Genomic DNA, 17,817 nt, shown 5'->3' with positions numbered 1-17,817 from the left:
GACTGTATGGGGGAGAAGGCCCGGGGCCGGGTCAGTAATACGACAACAGAGAGGATGGTGAGAACAGAAATGAGGAGTCAATATCAGCCCTCTCACCCACCACGATTAGGCTGAGAGGGCTGAAGCCCATTGGTACGGGTCCAATAAGGGCAACAGGTATCAAGCTATCAACAAGGTATCAAGCCGTCAGTGCTTGTGCTTCGGCCATCAGTTCACTGAAATCGGCTTCAACAATCACCAGGTTCTTTTTGTCGCAGAAGCGACGTTCTTTATCATTGGGTTCGGGCATCAAGACCCAGCCCGCCGGTTCGCCAGCGCTGTACATAATGTCGCTCAACACCATGCGTTCGGTGTCCCGTTGCATCCGCATACCAGCAAACAGGTATTGTTTGCCCTGACGGTATTGTTTGAGGAAACCAGGAATGGCGAAACCTCCCATCAGTTCAGTGATGTAGTCAACATAGTCGGCGTCAGAAGCGATATAACAAGGCTCGGGGACCGGAGTACCCATGGGCTTGAACAGGATCGGCAATTGGCTGTCGACGCTGTCTTGGTCTATTTCGCTGTAGTCACTGCCATCGGACTGGAAAATCCGGAAACGATAGTCGGTGCCAGCGATACGAGAGATACCTACGATCAGGGTATGGGGGCGGCCCTGATAGGCATTCTGCAGCTGGGTGTCGCGATTGATATCAACAATGTAAGGCAGTTCCATATCCGCCAGCCACTGGTGGAAGGGGGACTGGGTCCATTGGCGTTCGCCATACTGGGTGGTCAGAAAGCGCTCGATAAATTTGCGGCCCTTTTTGTTTTCCAGGTTCATCGCCGCACGGGGGAATTCATACATCAGTCGCGGGGCCATGGGTTTGCCGCCATTCATTGCCAGTATCAGACTGTCACTGTCGGCAGGAATCGCTTCGCCAGTGGTGGTTTCTACGACACCGTTTAATGTTTCCGCACCCAGGTACGGAATGATCTGCCCTGTACGCAGACCGTTGGTCAGTGTTTGCAGAAGCTCCGAGCTTGCCATGTGGGATTCCTCTCTGTCGTCATATTGGATAAATCGCTTGAGCGTTACCGTGACTGCTTCAATATTCAGGCCAGATTGATGGCGGGCCAGTCTGCTCCGCCAGATCGGCTGTCTGCGCCCTGTGGCCGCTGAATTTCTCTCCTCCCGGCCTTGTTTTTTTGTGTAGCAAAGCAACCGTACGGCTGTTTTTTGGCGTAAAGACGACATTCAGATATAGCTACTTATATAGACTTTTTATCCCCGGATATGGCGATCGATATATGACAATAATCTGACATCAATAGAATCGTCAAAACCCGACAAATTGTTTGTTGGGTGTAGTACATCGTCACTGTTGTTGTCGTGATACATACTGATAATAAATCCTTAACAAAAATAAAAATAACTTAAAAAACAATGACTTATATATTTTATTCGGAATGGCATGAGGTCTGCAGTATTGGACTGGTGAACAGGCAGCACAGGCTTTCGGTAAATGCCGGAAGCGACTGATTTGTTATCAGTAGTGCCAACGAAGCACGGTTGCCTGCCTCCCCGAACCCTTAAGGGTAAAGGTCCTCGCTCGGAAATTTACAGGAGATACAGACTATGGCTATGCGTCAATGCGCCATTTATGGCAAAGGCGGTATCGGTAAGTCCACTACCACTCAGAATCTGGTGGCTGCTCTGGCAGAAGCTGGCAAAAAAGTAATGATTGTTGGCTGCGATCCAAAAGCAGACTCCACTCGTTTGATCCTTCACTCCAAAGCTCAGAACACCATTATGGAAATGGCTGCTGAAGCAGGCACCGTGGAAGATCTGGAACTGGAAGACGTACTGAAAGCCGGCTACGGCGATATCCGTTGCGTTGAATCCGGTGGTCCAGAGCCAGGTGTTGGTTGTGCCGGTCGCGGTGTTATCACGGCCATTAACTTCCTGGAAGAAGAAGGCGCTTACGAAGACGATCTGGATTTCGTTTTCTATGACGTACTGGGTGACGTGGTGTGTGGTGGTTTCGCCATGCCAATTCGTGAAAACAAAGCGCAAGAAATCTACATCGTATGCTCTGGCGAGATGATGGCTATGTATGCAGCCAACAACATCTCCAAAGGCATCGTGAAATATGCCAACTCCGGCGGTGTTCGTCTGGCTGGCCTGATCTGTAACTCTCGTAACACTGACCGTGAAGATGAGCTGATCGAAGCACTGGCTGCCAAAATCGGCACTCAGATGATCCACTTCATCCCACGTGACAACGTAGTACAGCGTGCAGAAATCCGTCGTATGACTGTGATTGAGTACGATCCAACCGCTAAACAAGCGGATGAATATCGTGCCCTGGCCAACAAAATCATCGACAACAAAAAACTGGTTATTCCACAGCCTGTGACTATGGATGAGCTGGAAGAGTTGTTGATGGAATTCGGCATCATGGAAGAAGAAGACGCTTCTGTCGTCGGTAAAACTGCTGCTGAGCTCGCTGCCGAAGCTTAAGCGGTCGGGCTGAGCTGACTCTCCTGAGTTGGCTGCCCATGCTCGGGATAGGACAGATTGGTCCTATCGGAACCCGTGTTGCGCAGGTACCCCCTCACTTGCGCAACCCGGTCTGTTACCCGTTATTAACTTGAAGGAGGCTCACCATGGCCATGTCCCGCGATGAAGTAGAATCGTTGATTCAGGAAGTGCTTGAGGTCTATCCAGAAAAAGCCAAAAAAGACCGCGCCAAGCACTTGACTCCAAACGACCCTGAACTCGAACAATCCAAGAAATGTATTACGTCCAACAAAAAATCCTTGCCCGGTGTAATGACCATTCGTGGTTGTGCCTATGCTGGTTCCAAGGGTGTGGTATGGGGTCCTATCAAGGACATGATCCATATCTCTCACGGCCCGGTTGGTTGTGGTCAATACAGCCGTGCAGGACGTCGTAACTACTACATCGGTACCACAGGGGTGAACACCTTTGTGACCATGAACTTTACCTCGGATTTTCAGGAAAAAGACATCGTCTTCGGTGGTGACAAAAAACTGTCCAAGCTGATCGATGAAATCGAAACCCTGTTCCCGCTGAACAAAGGGATTTCCATTCAATCCGAGTGCCCGATCGGTCTGATCGGTGACGATATTGAAGCGGTCTCCAAAAAGAAAACCGCCGAGCACGGCAAGACAGTTGTACCGGTTCGTTGTGAAGGATTCCGTGGCGTTTCCCAGTCCCTGGGTCACCACATTGCCAACGATGCCGTCCGTGACTGGGCACTGGGTGCCCGTGACGAAGACAACAGTTTTGAAACCACACCATACGACGTTGCCATTATCGGCGATTACAACATCGGTGGTGATGCCTGGTCTTCCCGTATCCTGTTGGAAGAAATGGGCTTGCGAGTTGTGGCGCAATGGTCTGGTGATGGCACCATCTCTGAGATCGAATTGACGCCAAAAGTGAAACTGAACCTGGTTCACTGCTATCGCTCAATGAACTACATCTCCCGTCACATGGAAGAGAAGTACAAGATTCCGTGGATGGAATACAACTTCTTCGGCCCTACCAAAACCTGTGAGTCACTGCGCAAGATTGCTGCCCAGTTTGACGAAAGCATCCAGGCCAAGTGTGAAGAAGTGATTGCCAAGTACCAACCAGAATGGGAAGCCGTGATCGCCAAGTACCGTCCACGCCTGGAAGGCAAGCGCGTCATGCTGTACATCGGTGGCTTGCGTCCTCGTCACGTGATTGGTGCCTATGAAGATCTGGGTATGGAAGTGGTTGGTACCGGTTATGAATTCGGTCACAACGATGATTACGACCGTACTCTGAAAGAAATGGGTGACTCCACCCTGCTGTACGATGATGTGACTGGTTACGAATTTGAAGAGTTCGTGAAAAAGGTCCAACCAGACCTGATCGGTTCCGGCATCAAGGAAAAATACATCTTCCAGAAAATGGGCGTGCCTTTCCGTCAAATGCACTCCTGGGATTATTCCGGCCCGTATCACGGCTTTGATGGTTTCGCCATCTTCGCCCGCGACATGGATATGACCCTGAATAACCCTTGCTGGAAAATGCTGGCTGCGCCATGGAAGAAAACCGAAGCGGAAGACTCCGCTGTGGCAGCAAGCGCCTGATTTCCCGATGCACGAACGGGTGAGGGCGTGGTTGCCCTCATCTGAATCATCCCATTTACCCGCCAGACCACAGATTAGTGGCGCGGGAGAGGAGGACTCTTATGAGCCAGTCAGTAGACAACATTAAACCAAGCTATCCGCTGTTCCGTGATGATGATTACAAAGAGTCACTGAGCAACAAGAAAGCCAGTTTCGAAGAAGCCCACAGTCAGGAAAAAATTGACGAAACCTTCATGTGGACCACCTCTGAAGAGTACAAGGAGCTGAACTTCCAGCGTGAAGCCCTGACCGTCAACCCGGCCAAGGCTTGTCAGCCACTGGGAGCTGTTCTGTGTGCCCTGGGTTTTGAAAAAACCATGCCTTACGTACACGGTTCCCAGGGTTGTGTGGCGTACTTCCGTACCTACTTCAACCGTCACTTCAAAGAGCCAGTGGCTTGTGTTTCTGACTCAATGACAGAAGACGCCGCAGTATTTGGTGGCCAGCAAAACATGAAAGACGGTCTGGAAAACTGTAAGGCAACTTACAAGCCAGACATGATTGCCGTGTCAACCACCTGCATGGCAGAAGTTATTGGTGATGACCTTAACGCCTTTATCAATAACTCCAAAAAAGAAGGACACGTGCCGCAGGAGTACCCAACACCATTCGCACATACGCCATCGTTTGTGGGTTCGCATGTGACTGGTTGGGACAATATGTTTGAAGGTATTGCCCGCTACTTCACCCTGAACTACATGGAAGACAAGGTAGTGGGTAGCAACGGCAAGTTGAACCTGGTACCAGGCTTTGAAACCTATCTGGGTAACTACCGCGTTATCAAACGCATGATGAAAGAGATGGATGTCGATTTCACCCTGCTGTCTGATCCGGATGAAGTACTGGATACCCCGGCTGATGGCCAGTTCCGCATGTACGCTGGTGGCACCACTCAGGATGAAGTGAAAGATGCGCCTAACGCGCTGAACACCATCATGTTGCAGCCTAACCAGCTGACCAAAACCACCAAGTACGTCAAGAACACCTGGAAGCATGCCGTACCTGCGCTGAAGATCCCGATGGGTCTGGGCTGGACCGACGAATTCCTGATGAAAGTCAGCGAAATCACCGGCAAGCCGATTGCCGCCTCTCTGGAAAAAGAACGGGGTCGTCTGGTCGATATGATGACGGATTCACACACCTGGTTGCACGGCAAGAAATTTGCCTTGTGGGGTGATCCGGATTATGTCGAAGGCATGACTCACTTCCTGTTGGAACTGGGCTGTGAACCAACTCATATTCTTGCCAACAACGGTAACAAGCGTTGGAAAAAAATGATGGACGCCATGCTGGCCAATTACCCACAAGGTGCTGACTGTGAAGTTCATGTCGGTAAGGATTTGTGGCATATGCGCTCACTGGTATTCACCAACAAGCCAGATTTCATGATTGGTAACAGCTACGGCAAGTTCATCCAGCGTGACACGCTTTACAAAGGCAAAGAGTTCGAAGTACCGCTGATCCGTATCGGCTTCCCGATCTTCGACCGTCACCACCTGCATCGCCAAACTACCCTCGGCTATGAAGGTGCCATGCAGATTCTGACCACACTGGTTAACTCTGTGCTGGAACGTCTGGATGACGACACTCGTGGCATGCAAACAACTGATTATAACTACGACCTGGTCAGATAATCGCCAGTTGGTTGCGGTAACACCTGTTAGTGGGGTGTTACCGCTGGACCTGCGCGGGGTTGCCCTGTCGCTGGTCGCTGATGGTCAGTTGTTGAAACCGCGAGTTGCCTCTGGTACTCGTGGTTTTCTGGTTTCCGCCAGCTGGATCTCCAGTTGTAACGGATGCCTCAATATACCTTCTGGTCACACTGAATCGCGCATGGCGTGCTCTGTAAGGAGATTTATCAGCGCATGCAGATCGTAAACAGTGGCTGAACTCATGAATGACAATACCTAGGATGACTCCCATGCCCAATATCATGCTGCGCGAAAACGACAAGGGTGAACTGACCCTGTATGTCCCGAAGAAAGACCAGGAAGATATTATTACCACTATCGAATTTGATTCCGCCGATGCCTGGGGAGGGGAACTGACCCTGGGCGATGGCTCCAGCTACATCATAGCTACCTTGCCAGGTAAACCGGACTTGCCTCTGACCGTCCGGGCAAAACGCGGCGCGGAGGCTTGAGGTGGCCGCGGCGTCAGGGTTAACCGACCACGTCGCGCTGCGGATTGGGATGGCATCGCGGTTGTTGCCCGATATCGCTTTGGCTGAATGGATGGATATCCTGATCCGGGCGGTAGGGTTGCCGCTGACGCCACAACGGCTTGGACGCTTGCGTCTGAATCGCCTGCGCCAGGCTGGTCGAGGCGCATTAAAACCGGTCGACGATGACACCCTGCGCCAAGTGATTGCGCTGTTACGTGGTCAAGGTGTGGATATGCGCCAGTCGGTGCCCTCACCACAGCCTTATCAGGAAGGTGATATGCCAGGATCTGTGCGTATTGCCTGTGCCTCCAATCGTGGTGATCGTGTCGATGGCCCGTTTGGCACCTGTGAACGTTTTCTGGTTTATCAGGTATCGGCACTGGAAGTTCGTCTGATTGATGTTCGTGAAGTACCAGCCCCGAGAGTGCTGGTTGAGCAATACAAGGGTGACAAGCACAGCGCCAGAGCCAATCTGATCCGTGATTGCCATGTGTTATGTGCACTGACCATTGGCGGCCTTGCCAGCGCCAAGGTTGTGAATGCTGGTTTGCACCCGGTCAAATCCGGTACACCTCGGGCTGCCACAGCCATGATGGCTGAGTTTCAACGGGTGCTGGATCAAACGCCACCACCCTGGTTGTTAAAAATTATGGAAGCGTCCGCACGGGCGACCTGGGCCAGACAGCAGGAGAGTTCATCATGAGTAACCGCCATCAACTGCAAGCGATTTTTGACTATGTCGAACAGCAGGGTTTGAGTGAAAAAACGCTGCTTGAACTGCGTGAACAGTACAAGGGCATGCACTTTACCTGGTGCTTCGATGACGATATCAACTACCCGTTTCCCTACCTGGAAAGGCCGGGATTCAACGTGTTTCTGGTCGATTCCCGTGATCATTGCTCGACCCTGACGCGGGATGTTGAAGTCGCTTCCGGGATCGTATTTGCCGAAATTATTGACGACTAGCGGAGCCAGCATGAATTCCGATACCGAGAATCTCACTCCCATTGGTGACTGTCGCCGTTGTCGCTATCGCGCCAATCTGCTACTGGCAGGGCGCTGCATCCCGGGAGATGCCTGTATTGCGGTAGATAGCGGTCGGCAAATGGATCGTTTCTTACGTTTTAACCCAGAGCTGGCACGGCATTACCTCGCCGATGCCTTTTGGGAGCGGCGCGCCATCGCGGTTCGATATGCGCCGCTGGACGACCTGAATCAACTGGTGACGGATTCTGACGAAGCGGTGCGCCGAGCCGTTGCCTATCGTCTGCCGCGAGAGCAACTGCACGCCCTGATGAACGACGAAGACCGGGAAGTGCGTATTACCGTGGCTGATCGCTTGCCGCTGGAACAGCTGGAAAAAATGGCGGTTGATCGTGATTACCTGGTGCGAGCCTATGTCGTTCAACGCCTGCCGGAAGGACGACTGTTCCGCTTTATGCGAGATGAAGACCGCCAGGTGCGCAAGATGGTGGCGAAACGCCTGCCGGAAGAAAGTCTGGTCATGATGGCTTACGACCCGGAACCGGAAGTACGCCGTATTGTTGCGTCCCGGCTACAGGGGCCGGACGTCGTGGTGCTGCTTGATGACCCGGACTGGACCGTGCGACTGGAAGCGGTGGCCAATGCTCCGCTGGATGCCCTGCCCCCGGTTCTGGATGACGACGACAGCGAAGTCCGGGAAGCGGCTGCGGCGCGGTTAAACGTTCGTGTCTGAGTCGATATCTGTGCCTGGGACTGGGCCGGTAGCATCATCCAGCTGGCGCGTAGCGGTTGCCAGCAAGGATGATATCTCGATCAATCAGCACTTTGGTCACGCCCGTCACTTTATTATCTATCAATTGAGCCAGGCAGGGATTGAGCGGCAGGAACAGCGAGACGTTGGACTGTATTGCCACGGCCATAGCGCGGATCATGCCGCCATGGCCGATATCCTGACCACGATCAAGGACTGCGACGCCGTGCTGGTGGCTCGTGTGGGTGACGGCCCAGCCGACAAGCTTCGTGCTGTTGGAGTCGAGCCGGTCTCTGACTATGCGTATCTGGGGATCGAAGAATCATTGCACGAATATCGCGATCGCTGTCTGGCACAGCAGCCAACCACCGTCAAAAGGGAGCCATAGCCATGTTGACTGACCCAACCTTGTCTGCCGAGCTGACCGTCGAGGCACAGGTCCGCGTCTGGGTGATCAATCACCCCTTGACCCCAGAGCAAGTGGATTGCGCCACCACCGTGATGCTTAAGGTACTGGACGGTAAATGCAAAATGCCCCGACATGAAAAAGTGCGAATGAGCTGGCTTTACGATGCCGTCAAACACCAGCCCGGCGAGTTGCTGGGGGATGATACGCACGCGCTGATCGTACGCGCTCGCCAGTGTCTGTATCGGGCCAGAGTGCAATCCCAGGCAGCCGAATTGCCGGATGAATCGTTGGCAGAGCTGGACCCGTCACTGACTCTGGCCGTTTACGAGCGGCGCTTGTTGGCAGAAACCCGGCTGACACGACCAGTGATGAAAGCCTTCAAACGCTGGATTCGGCAGCAGGGACTGCTGCCCGAAACCCTTGCCCGCCAATCCAGTACTTCGGTAAATGCCGCCTGACTCGGGAGTCCGACTGACCATGCTGGTACGAGAACTGTTTAACGATGCCCCCTTGAGTCCTGATGGTCTGATCTCGCTGGAGGTGCAGCGGCTTTTGCGTGAACCGATTGATATTGCCCGTGACTGGCACCGGGCCGAACGACTGTTGCAACAGGTTGCCGAGCATCTGCCAGATCAGCTGGAAGTACAAATCGCACTCTACAAAATGTATGCCTATGCCAACTGTCTGGATGCTGCCCGGCAACTGATCGGACAGGTTTTACAGCGGGCCGCGCAACAAGCGGGTTTTCAGCCCGACTGGCGTTTATTAAGTCCGGACTCGCCACCGTTTGACCAGTTGCCAGGTACGGGCATTCATGGTCCGGTGCGCTTGTACTTGTACAGCCTGAAAGCCCTGGGTTTTGTGTCGTTGCGAGCGGGGCATATCGAACTGGCTGAACAGGTGCTGACAAAATTATTGCTACTGGACCCACGAGATGAAGTGGGTGGTAGCGTGGTGTATCAAATGGCTCTCAGCCTCGCGGATGATGATAGTTAATGACCACTGACCCAACCACTCCCCAGTTAATGCTTGGTCACGTTGATATTGATGCCGACCATCAGCAATTTACCGAGCGACTGGCACAACTGAAAGCCGCTTCCGGCGCTGCATTTATTCAGCAGTTTGGCCAGCTGACCGATCACTTGGCCGAGCATTTTGAGCGTGAAAACAGCCTGATGATGCAATCCGGTTATCCTGCCAGCGCCGAACATCGGGGCGAGCATAACCGGGTGCTGGGCGAGATGACCAACTTCCGTGCCCGTGTTGAAGCAGGGCGGGTGCGCTTTGGTCGCGCCTATGCGCTGGAGCAATTGCCCGGCTGGTTTGATTTGCACGTCAGCACCATGGATGCGGCACTGGTGGAGTACCTGAAAAGGAGTCCGCTATGACAAAGGATATACCGGTAAATGCTGAGGCCCTGGATAGCAGCAGCCATTATCTGCTGCAGCTGGAAGGCAAGTTACGTGCAGCGGTTGAGTTGCGACCAACCCGACTAACCGACAATTGGTTGCTTCTTGTGCACTTGTTTTACGATGGCGATACGGCCGGCACCACCAGTTTTAACCTGCATGGTTACAGCCGTGAAGAAGCAGAAGCGCTGGCGGCCAATATGCAAGATAATGCTTACCTGATGAAAGAAATCGACGAATATCTATGGGGTGAAAGTGACTGAATCGCGGCGCAGGGACTAACGCCAGGCGGCTATCGCCAGCGTCAATCCAGCTGCCGCAAGTTACACCAGCGCTGCAGATTTCACCTGTGCCCACAGCGTTTTGCCAGGCGTCAGCGCCAGGTGCATCACCGAACGTCGTGTCATGCGTGATAGCAGCAGAGTTTCTCCCACCTTGACCCGTACCAGCGCCAGAGAATGGTGTTCATCGTCACTGATGGCTTCGACAATGCAGGGCAGGGCGTTGACGATACTGGTGTCATCATGGCGGCTCAGGGACAGGCTGACGTCACTGGCCAGAATCCGTACCCGCACTGGCTGGTCAAGATCGTTAGCATGGGAGCCGGTGTTGTCGCTGGCACTGGCTGTCGATCCATCCGGGGGGAGATTGCCAACCTCCGGATCACTGATCCAGATAGAGCCGTCATCATCCTGGCTGTGTTCCGGGTGGGCAAAACCGATACGCACCAATTGCCAGTGGCGGTCACGCTCGCGGATATGACCCTGCAATACCACGCTGGCTTCTTCCCCCTGCTGGAGCGGCGAATTGATTTGGGTGAGGGTGTCATTCAAGGTGCCGCTGGCAATCACCCGTCCATCCTTGAGTGCCACCAGATAATCGGCCAGCCGGGCGACTTCTGCCGGGGAATGAGTGACGTACACAATCGGTACATCCAGATGGGTTTTCAGGCGTTCAAGCCAGGGCAAGATCTCTTGTTTGCGGCGTTCATCCAGAGATGCCAGAGGTTCATCCATCAGTAACAAACGTGGTTTGCTGAGTAAGGCGCGGGCAATGGCCACCCGCTGGCGTTCGCCGCCCGAAAGCTGGTGAGGGTAACGCTTCAGGGTGTGGTGGATACCGAGCAAATCAATCGCCTGTTCAAAATCCTCCTTGTCGACCTTGCCGCGAGCACGCTTGATCGCAAACTGCAGATTACCGGCCGCGGTGAGGTGGTCAAACAAGCTGGATTCCTGGAAGACATAGGCCAGTGCCCGTTGAAAGGTCGGTACAAAATGCTGTTCGTCTTGCCAGCATTGGTCTTTAAACAGCAAAGTGCCATTGGTTCGTTCAAGCCCGGCGATATAGCGTAACAGCGTGGTTTTGCCTGAACCGGAATGGCCAAACAGCACACTGACTCCCCGGCCCGGAAGGGTCAGGTCAACATCCAGAGTGAAATCCGGGCGCTGCAAATGACAGCGTACTCGCAGGTCATCCTGGACCCGGGTTGCTGCAGACTCTTGTTTGGTAACAGTATTCATAGCAGTGGTTTGGCTCCCTGATCGCGACGAAATCCGTATAACAGCAGTAACACTACAAAGGAAAACACCACCATACCGCCAGCCAGGGTGTGGGCGCGGCCGTACTCCAGCGCTTCGACATGATTATAAATCTGCACAGAAATAACCTGGGTGACACCGGGAATATTACCGCCGATCATCAGTACCACACCAAATTCGCCAATCGTATGCGCAAACCCCAGCACGGCAGCGGTGTAAAAACCGGGACGCGCAAGAGGCAAGATCACATGGAAGAAGGTATCCCATGGCCCGGCCCCCAGAGTGGCGGCGGCTTCCCGCGGGCGCTCGCCCAGGGCTTCCAGCGCGTTTTGTATTGGTTGCACAACAAAAGGCAGGGAATAAAACACCGATGCCACCACCAGACCGGCAAAGGTAAACGGCAAGGTTCCCAGTCCCAGGCTTTGGGTCAGTTGACCAATCAGGCCGTGCGGCCCCATGGTCAATAGCAGATAAAACCCCAGCACGCTGGGCGGCAAGACCAGTGGCAACGCCACCAGCGCACTGACGGGGCCGCGTAAGGGGTGGCGGGTATGGGCCAGCCACCAGGCAATAGGAGTGGCGATCAGTAAAAGAATCGCGGTCACCAGGACGGCAAGTTTGATCGTCAACCAAACGGCGGTGAGGTCTTCACTGGAAATATCCATTTAAAAATTACTCTCCATCGATACCAGTCAGGTTTTGTGGTTGACCGTCCGGTCGGGTTTCAGGCTTCTGCTGCGCGTGTCCGGGAAGGCTTGAGCAACCGCAGGCAGTCAATATTACTGGCCAGATCGAGGGCGGTAAAACCGTCGAGTGTTGCAGCCTGGGTATCGGCCCCTTTTTCGAGCAGCCAGGCCACCCAGGAAGCTTTGCCGCTGGACGCAGCATACATCAGGACGCTGGCACCGTTGTCATTGAGGTTATCAATATCGATGCCCAGAGTGACCAATAAATCAGCGATGGCATAGTCATTGGCGACCACAGCAGCCCACAACGCGTTGGTGCCATCCATATTGCGGTGATTCAGCGCCATGGCAGGTTCGCCGACGATAGCAAGGTCGGCGACCACATCCAGACGCCCCTGGCGGCTGGCCAGAATCAGCGGCGTATCATTGTAGCGAGCTGGTCTGTCAGGACGCTGAGGATCAAAGCCGTGCTCGATCATCCAGCTGATCGTGGCAGGCTGGAGGGTAACAGGTTCCAGTGAAACAGGCATAAAGCAACTCCTCTGTGGCAAGGGCATGGCAAAGCTTTTGCTCTGCATAGGGTATTCCAGAGAAAGCAGTGACGACCCGTTGTCATGTTCACGTCGTGACAACCCGCTGTTTTCAAGGGAAAACCTTATCCGGCACCGGTTATGGCCGACGTTTGTAACCGACCGATACTGTGGTGATTGTCGTTAATACGACACGACAAAACCAACAACGACAGGAGTTGCGACATGACACAATGGCAAAAAGGCGATGCTGTTTTCGCCACCGTTACCATCATCAATGATGGCTCTGTGCCGAGTGCACCGGAAAGCCATGTCTTTGCCGAACCCGGCACCATGGGCATGCTGATCAACACCGGGCATCTGGAAGAAAACCCGGAGCAGGAGATGCTGCTGGTGTGTTTTCCTGATGAAGCAGGCAATCCATTTCATCTGGTGACCTGTTTTCCAGACGAAATCAGCGCGGAACCGCCAGTTACCCATTAACCCTATCGCCCATTAACCCTATTGAGTGAGGCCGTATGCCAATCCGGGAATACCACCAACGTACCCGACACTTGCCGGATGCTTACGCTGCCGGGCCGGAAAGCCTCGATTGGGATGCCCAGCCGAACCCGTTCCGCCGTTATGACGGTGCTCGTCTGGTTCCCTTGCCTTTGGGGGCTACCGACCTGATGGCCCGGCCGGATGCACGCCGTTGGGAGCAGCTGTGGCAGCCGTCGGTCGGGCAATCGTCCGAAGCGGTTGTGATTCCGGATCTGGGACAGCTGGGGTTATTGCTGGAGCTGTCATTGGCCTTGTCGGCCTGGAAACAATTTGGCAATGCCAAGTGGTCACTACGGGTGAATCCATCCAGTGGGAACCTGCACCCGACCGAGTGTTATCTGTTGGTGCGCTCGATGGCGGGGTTGGAAGACGGGGTGTATCACTATCGGCCGGATCAACACGCACTGGAGTTGCGTTGTCCGTTGGGCCTGGAGGAGGAAAGTCCGGAACCCTTGCTGTACCTTGGCTTGAGTTCCGTACATTGGCGGGAAGCCTGGAAGTATGGCGAGCGGGCTTATCGTTATTGTCAGCTTGATGTGGGGCATGCATTGGCTGCGGTCAGTTTTGCGGCATCCACACTGGGCTGGCATCAGCACCAGATCCGGCCGGTGGCGCTGGCGGACTCAACACTGGCCAGCTTGCTGGGGCTGGATCGCCCACAGGATCTGCAGCAAGCCGATGGTTCAATGGCAGAAGCCGAGCATCCGGATTGTTTATTGAATCTACTGGCCAACAGGCATCCTGATAGCGCGTCAGCAGAAGAAGCAGAACAAATCACCGCTTGGCTGGGGCAGCAGAAAGAGTGGATGGGCAGGGCCAATGTGCTCGACCCACGGCATATGTATCAGTGGCCGGTTATTGACGAAGTGGCCGCAGCTGCTCGTATTCCAGCCACCAGTCCAGCCTCGGCAACCACACGTTTGGCCGCGGCGGACTGGCCAGCACCTGCCATCGCCAGCGGTTCTGAAGCCCGGCAACCGGCGGCCCGGCTGATTCGACAGCGTCGTTCGGCGCAGGCATTTGATGCTGCCGGAGGCATGGCGTTGGCGGATTTCTATACCTTGTTGGATCATTGCCTGCCACGATCGGATTACAGCCCGTGGCATACCTTGCCACTCAGCCATGGTATCCAGCTGATGCTGTTTGTGCACAAGGTTGAAGGCTTGCCCTCTGGCTTGTACTGCCTGCAACGTGATACCGGTCGGTCATTGACTGATATGCAGGCGTCGTTACGGGCAGAATTCCAGTGGCAGCCGGTGGAGTCAGCTCCGGAACATCTGCCGTTTTATCGGCTGCTGGCGGCTGGTACCCGACGTACCGCCATGCGCCTCAGCTGTCAGCAGGCCATTGCCGGGGAGAGTGCCTTCAGTCTGGCGATGCTGGCCGATTGTGACGGCATGGAGGCGGAGCCATGGCGCTATCGCCATCTATACTGGCAGGCCGGTGCCATAGGACAGGTGTTATATCTGGAAGCCGAAGCGGCGGGACTGCGAGGTACCGGTATCGGTTGCTATTACGACGATATGGTGCACAACCTGTTGGGGCTGCAAAACGACCAGCAACAGGTGTTGTATCATTTCACCGTAGGGGTACCGGTGATCGATCATCGTATTACCAGCTGGTCTGCTTATGGAAAAGCGTCTGTGGAACCGTCACCGCCGACCGGGGTTTAGCCCTGTCGGAGCGGTGGGTTATCCGGTTATTTGAAGTTCCAGCCCAGCGATAGATAGGACGCCGCCGCATACAGGGTATTTTCTGGCAGCGTGACTGAATCCAGGGCGTTGGACCATTCCTGCAGTTTGTCGCGATGACTGTACAGCCCGGTAAAGAGCAGCATGGTGCTCAGTTTGCGGCTGAACTGGTAGCCGATGCCCAGCTTGCCAGTGACATCCAGGCCACCACCAAAGGTGCGGTCCAGAGAGCCGCTATGGCTGCTGTTAAGGATTTTTTCGTAGACCGGTGTGCCCACTTCCAGTGAGAACTGATAACGCATACCACTGGACTGGTTCATGAAGTAGCTGTCGTAAGCAATGCCCACCATGACACCAAAATTACTGGCATCCTCAAATACAACCGTCTGGTTGGCTTCCGGCTCGTTCTTGATGGCCGCAAAATACTCGTCTTCGCTGCTGATCGAATCGACCTGATCGATGTACTGTTGTACCACTTCCATCATGGCCGGATTATCGCGAATCGAGTTTTCGATCGTACTGTTGTAGGCATCGTTGGCCGAACCTGTACTCCAGTCAAAGCGCGAAAACGCTGTCTTCTGGTAGTGCATGCCGGCGGATGTATACCAGCCATTCTGGAAATGATACGACATCATCATGTCCAGGGTCTGAAAGCTCAGCGAGGTGGTATTGTGCTGGACGTAACCATTTTGCCCTTGCATTTCCCAGTCTTCGTCGTTTTCAAAGCTCAGCAGGGTTGAGGCGGAGATAATCGAAAACCCCAGTTTTTCATTAACGGCAGTGTAACCACCGGAACGCTGGACAAAATTGACGGCTTCGAAAGACGACTTCATATCAACGCCGTAATAGTCGTTCAACTCTTCGCTATAGTTGATGTATTGCATACCAGCAGCACCAAACACACTGAAAGAGCGGTTTTCATATTCTGCTATTGCTGGCGTGGATACGGCTGTTATCGCAGCAAGAATCAGAGTTCGGCACAACGGGTTGGATAATTGTCGATTCATGTAAGGCTTCCTGCGGACTGAATGTGACAGAACTATACAAAAACGAAAGAATCAAAAGAAGCTTTTGTTTAAAAAACAAGCACTCAAGCACTTGTTCAAGTACTGGAATAGCAAGGGAGACTGAAGCGAAAGGCTAAAGCCAAAGGCGGTGAGATCGGTAAAACAACCGCTAATAACCATCATGACGTAACGGTTTGCGCAGGGGTTGTCCCAGATATGATGAATAGCTATTCATTAGCAATTTGGGCTGATCAGGCCAAGAATAAAAAGTGCTGCCAGTATCGGATTATACGTGCGGATATCATAATGGCAGCGACAAAAAACCCGACATAACGTCGGGTTGTTTGTCGATCGAAAGGATAAATCAGAAGGCGTATTTGGCAGTAAACTGCGCACGCGTCATATCACCATCAACACCGCTTTCTTTTTCCAGTGTGGCTTTACTCAGCTCAACACCGTAAGTCATTTTCTCAGCTGGGCTCCACATCACGTTGGCACGCATGCTCTTGGAAGACTTGTTCACACTGTCTCCCGCATCGGCATGGTTGTCAGCAGAGACCATGCTGTAACCAACGGTGCTGCGAAAGCTGTCATTCCAGTGGTGGCGATAACCAACAAATGCGGCTGTTACGTCATTACCAACCAGATCACCTTTATTGGTCAGAGTTGCATCGCTGGACATGGCCAGGCCAACGTAGCGGGCAACGTGACCCTTGGTGATGCTGAACTTCAGATCATCCTTGCCAACCATCAGTTTACCGGAAACGTTCATACCGAAGCGCATGATGGATTCATCAATGTTATTGGCTTCGTCCTTGTATGACAGGTTACGGGCGATACCCGCCACCGACAGATCGGCATTACCCGCTTTGAAGTTATAGCGAGCCACCAGGTCTGGCAGAGCGGAATCATCTGTATTACCAACACCGTTTACAGTGGTTGCCGGATTTTCCAGTGCCAGTTGCAGGCCGCCATTGGTATAGCGGATCTGGGCCTGACGGGCAAAAACAGTACCATCACTGACGCCGAGGAAGTCGACGGTTTCCAGCAACGCTCCGGTGTTCATGAAGGTTGTCCAGGTCTGACCAAAGGTGTAGTTGCCGTGCTTGAAGAAAGCATGACGCAGACGTGGTGAGTTGGAGTTGGATACCACCTCGTTGCCTGTTCCGGTCAGAAAGTCCATTTCAACAAAGGTAGTGACTTTTTCGCCAGAGTTGAGGGTAGTAACGGTTTTGAAGTTAATGCGAGATGTTTGCGCACCCATATCAAAGGCGCTGCTGTCGTTGCCAGCAGTACCGGTTGGGATTGATGAAGGAACATAAAAATCGCGACCACTGCTGGTCGAAGTGATTTCACCTTCAGAGTAGTTGGACATCATGGCATCTACTTTGATGTAGCCGCCGTAGCTGAATTCTGTGTTTGCAGCTTGTACCGCCATCGGCAGGGTTGCCGTAGCCAACAAGATCAGTGAGATTTTGCGCATGTGCTCGCTCTCCTTTTGTAATTATCATTGTTCTGCGCAGCCACTATGGTTAGTCCCCTATGAGGATAAAATTAGCCAAAAGTCGTACCGCTAAAGCGACACTGGTATAACTACCTATAGCCGACTAAATCGGCTAAATGGCTGATGTAACTTATGTTTTTAGTGGTGTTATGCTCAGGATCATATTTTCTAAACCGTTATTGATACGCGGTTTCGTGATGTTCAGGCTGGTACAAATCCACACACTGCAAGGGTTTGAGTGTGTATGGTGTGTTGTTGGGAACGGGGCAAGAGCGAGTGGTTGTGGTATGCAATTCCGCTACCGGACAGAAGACAATGTATGGTCGGAAAGTGTACCCAGCTCACTTATTACGGGGAAATACGTGGTTTGAGGATGGCCCATAATGTTCAATCCTGATTGAGAAATAATCCGGATTAGCTCGAATAGACCATTG

20 protein-coding genes are annotated in these 17,817 nt (G+C 53.3%); 14 read left to right on the top strand and 6 right to left on the bottom strand.

Translation table 11 applies throughout. From position 1 onward, the window contains the following. Nucleotides 1-178 precede the first annotated feature (178 nt). On the bottom strand, nt 179-1,030 hold the full coding sequence (locus tag Q8W24_RS06705; RefSeq protein WP_303432269.1) for an SIR2 family protein: 852 nt from the start codon (nt 1,028-1,030) through the stop codon (nt 179-181). A gap of 588 nt (nt 1,031-1,618) precedes the next feature. Between Q8W24_RS06705 and nifH the strand changes: the two genes are divergently transcribed. The 12 genes from nifH to Q8W24_RS06645 all read left to right on the top strand — a co-directional run bounded on the left by nifH (nt 1,619) and on the right by Q8W24_RS06645 (nt 10,147). Then, complete coding sequence (nifH, locus tag Q8W24_RS06700; RefSeq protein ID WP_303432267.1) at nt 1,619-2,503, top strand: nitrogenase iron protein; 885 nt, start codon at nt 1,619-1,621, stop codon at nt 2,501-2,503. Nucleotides 2,504-2,649: 146 nt separating this feature from the next. Next, complete coding sequence (gene nifD, locus Q8W24_RS06695) at nt 2,650-4,128, top strand: nitrogenase molybdenum-iron protein alpha chain (RefSeq protein ID WP_303432265.1); 1,479 nt, start codon at nt 2,650-2,652, stop codon at nt 4,126-4,128. 101 nt (nt 4,129-4,229) lie between these two features. Beyond that, a complete protein-coding gene (gene nifK / locus Q8W24_RS06690; protein ID WP_303432264.1) occupies nt 4,230-5,801 on the top strand; it encodes a nitrogenase molybdenum-iron protein subunit beta in 1,572 nt (523 codons plus the stop codon). Between the two features lie 287 nt (nt 5,802-6,088). After that, a complete protein-coding gene (nifT, locus tag Q8W24_RS06685) occupies nt 6,089-6,310 on the top strand; it encodes a putative nitrogen fixation protein NifT (RefSeq protein ID WP_303432262.1) in 222 nt (73 codons plus the stop codon). A 1-nt stretch (nt 6,311) separates the two neighbouring features. Beyond that, nucleotides 6,312-7,034: a dinitrogenase iron-molybdenum cofactor N-terminal domain-containing protein gene (locus tag Q8W24_RS06680; protein ID WP_303432260.1), complete on the top strand. Its 723-nt coding sequence runs from the start codon at nt 6,312-6,314 to the stop codon at nt 7,032-7,034. Further along, nucleotides 7,031-7,297, top strand: coding sequence for a hypothetical protein (locus tag Q8W24_RS06675; protein WP_303432259.1), 267 nt, complete (start codon nt 7,031-7,033; stop codon nt 7,295-7,297). Before Q8W24_RS06680 ends, Q8W24_RS06675 begins: the two co-directional genes overlap by 4 nt. Nucleotides 7,298-7,307: 10 nt before the next feature. Continuing rightward, nucleotides 7,308-8,048, top strand: coding sequence for a 4Fe4S-binding leucine-rich repeat protein (locus tag Q8W24_RS06670; RefSeq protein WP_305474808.1), 741 nt, complete (start codon nt 7,308-7,310; stop codon nt 8,046-8,048). Beyond that, the gene (locus Q8W24_RS06665) at nt 8,041-8,454 is read left to right on the top strand and encodes a NifB/NifX family molybdenum-iron cluster-binding protein (protein ID WP_303432256.1); all 414 of its coding nucleotides are present in this window, start codon (nt 8,041-8,043) and stop codon (nt 8,452-8,454) included. Before Q8W24_RS06670 ends, Q8W24_RS06665 begins: the two co-directional genes overlap by 8 nt. A gap of 2 nt (nt 8,455-8,456) precedes the next feature. After that, nucleotides 8,457-8,933, top strand: coding sequence for a hypothetical protein (locus tag Q8W24_RS06660; RefSeq protein ID WP_303432254.1), 477 nt, complete (start codon nt 8,457-8,459; stop codon nt 8,931-8,933). 19 nt (nt 8,934-8,952) lie between these two features. Then, nucleotides 8,953-9,471 (top strand): hypothetical protein, encoded by a 519-nt coding sequence (locus tag Q8W24_RS06655; RefSeq protein WP_303432253.1) that lies wholly within the window; start codon nt 8,953-8,955, stop codon nt 9,469-9,471. After that, on the top strand, nt 9,471-9,863 hold the full coding sequence (locus Q8W24_RS06650; RefSeq protein WP_305474806.1) for a bacteriohemerythrin: 393 nt from the start codon (nt 9,471-9,473) through the stop codon (nt 9,861-9,863). The genes Q8W24_RS06655 and Q8W24_RS06650 overlap by 1 nt, the downstream gene beginning before the upstream one ends. Further along, the gene (locus Q8W24_RS06645) at nt 9,860-10,147 is read left to right on the top strand and encodes a hypothetical protein (protein WP_305474804.1); all 288 of its coding nucleotides are present in this window, start codon (nt 9,860-9,862) and stop codon (nt 10,145-10,147) included. The genes Q8W24_RS06650 and Q8W24_RS06645 overlap by 4 nt, the downstream gene beginning before the upstream one ends. A 60-nt stretch (nt 10,148-10,207) precedes the next feature. Here Q8W24_RS06645 and modC read toward each other — a convergent pair whose 3' ends face one another. From modC to Q8W24_RS06630, 3 genes are read right to left on the bottom strand one after another with little or no spacing between them, the layout of a single operon-like run. Next, nucleotides 10,208-11,404 (bottom strand): molybdenum ABC transporter ATP-binding protein, encoded by a 1,197-nt coding sequence (gene modC, locus Q8W24_RS06640; RefSeq protein ID WP_305474803.1) that lies wholly within the window; start codon nt 11,402-11,404, stop codon nt 10,208-10,210. Further along, nucleotides 11,401-12,087 (bottom strand): molybdate ABC transporter permease subunit, encoded by a 687-nt coding sequence (gene modB, locus Q8W24_RS06635; protein WP_305414471.1) that lies wholly within the window; start codon nt 12,085-12,087, stop codon nt 11,401-11,403. Before modB ends, modC begins: the two co-directional genes overlap by 4 nt. A gap of 59 nt (nt 12,088-12,146) precedes the next feature. Then, nucleotides 12,147-12,638, bottom strand: coding sequence for an ankyrin repeat domain-containing protein (locus Q8W24_RS06630; protein ID WP_303432245.1), 492 nt, complete (start codon nt 12,636-12,638; stop codon nt 12,147-12,149). A 225-nt stretch (nt 12,639-12,863) separates the two neighbouring features. On the opposite strand from Q8W24_RS06630, the gene Q8W24_RS06625 reads away from it, so the two are divergent. Continuing rightward, entirely contained in the window at nt 12,864-13,121 is a 258-nt protein-coding gene (locus Q8W24_RS06625; protein ID WP_303432244.1) for a nitrogen fixation protein NifZ, read from the top strand. Nucleotides 13,122-13,156: 35 nt separating this feature from the next. Then, nucleotides 13,157-14,854, top strand: a complete 1,698-nt coding sequence (locus Q8W24_RS06620) for a SagB/ThcOx family dehydrogenase (RefSeq protein WP_305474802.1) — start codon at nt 13,157-13,159, stop codon at nt 14,852-14,854. A 26-nt stretch (nt 14,855-14,880) separates the two neighbouring features. Here Q8W24_RS06620 and Q8W24_RS06615 read toward each other — a convergent pair whose 3' ends face one another. Together Q8W24_RS06615 and Q8W24_RS06610 are read right to left on the bottom strand one after the other, a co-directional pair. Further along, complete coding sequence (locus Q8W24_RS06615; RefSeq protein ID WP_305474801.1) at nt 14,881-15,879, bottom strand: hypothetical protein; 999 nt, start codon at nt 15,877-15,879, stop codon at nt 14,881-14,883. Between the two features lie 364 nt (nt 15,880-16,243). Beyond that, nucleotides 16,244-17,362, bottom strand: coding sequence for a DcaP family trimeric outer membrane transporter (locus tag Q8W24_RS06610; protein WP_303432239.1), 1,119 nt, complete (start codon nt 17,360-17,362; stop codon nt 16,244-16,246). Nucleotides 17,363-17,817: the final 455 nt, after the last annotated feature.

It is taken from the genome of Oceanobacter sp. 4_MG-2023, assembly GCF_030689165.1.
GTDB lineage: Bacteria > Pseudomonadota > Gammaproteobacteria > Pseudomonadales > Oceanobacteraceae > Oceanobacter.
The sequence above is the reverse complement of the archived record's forward strand: the minus strand, read 5'-3'. Positions and strand labels throughout refer to the sequence as shown.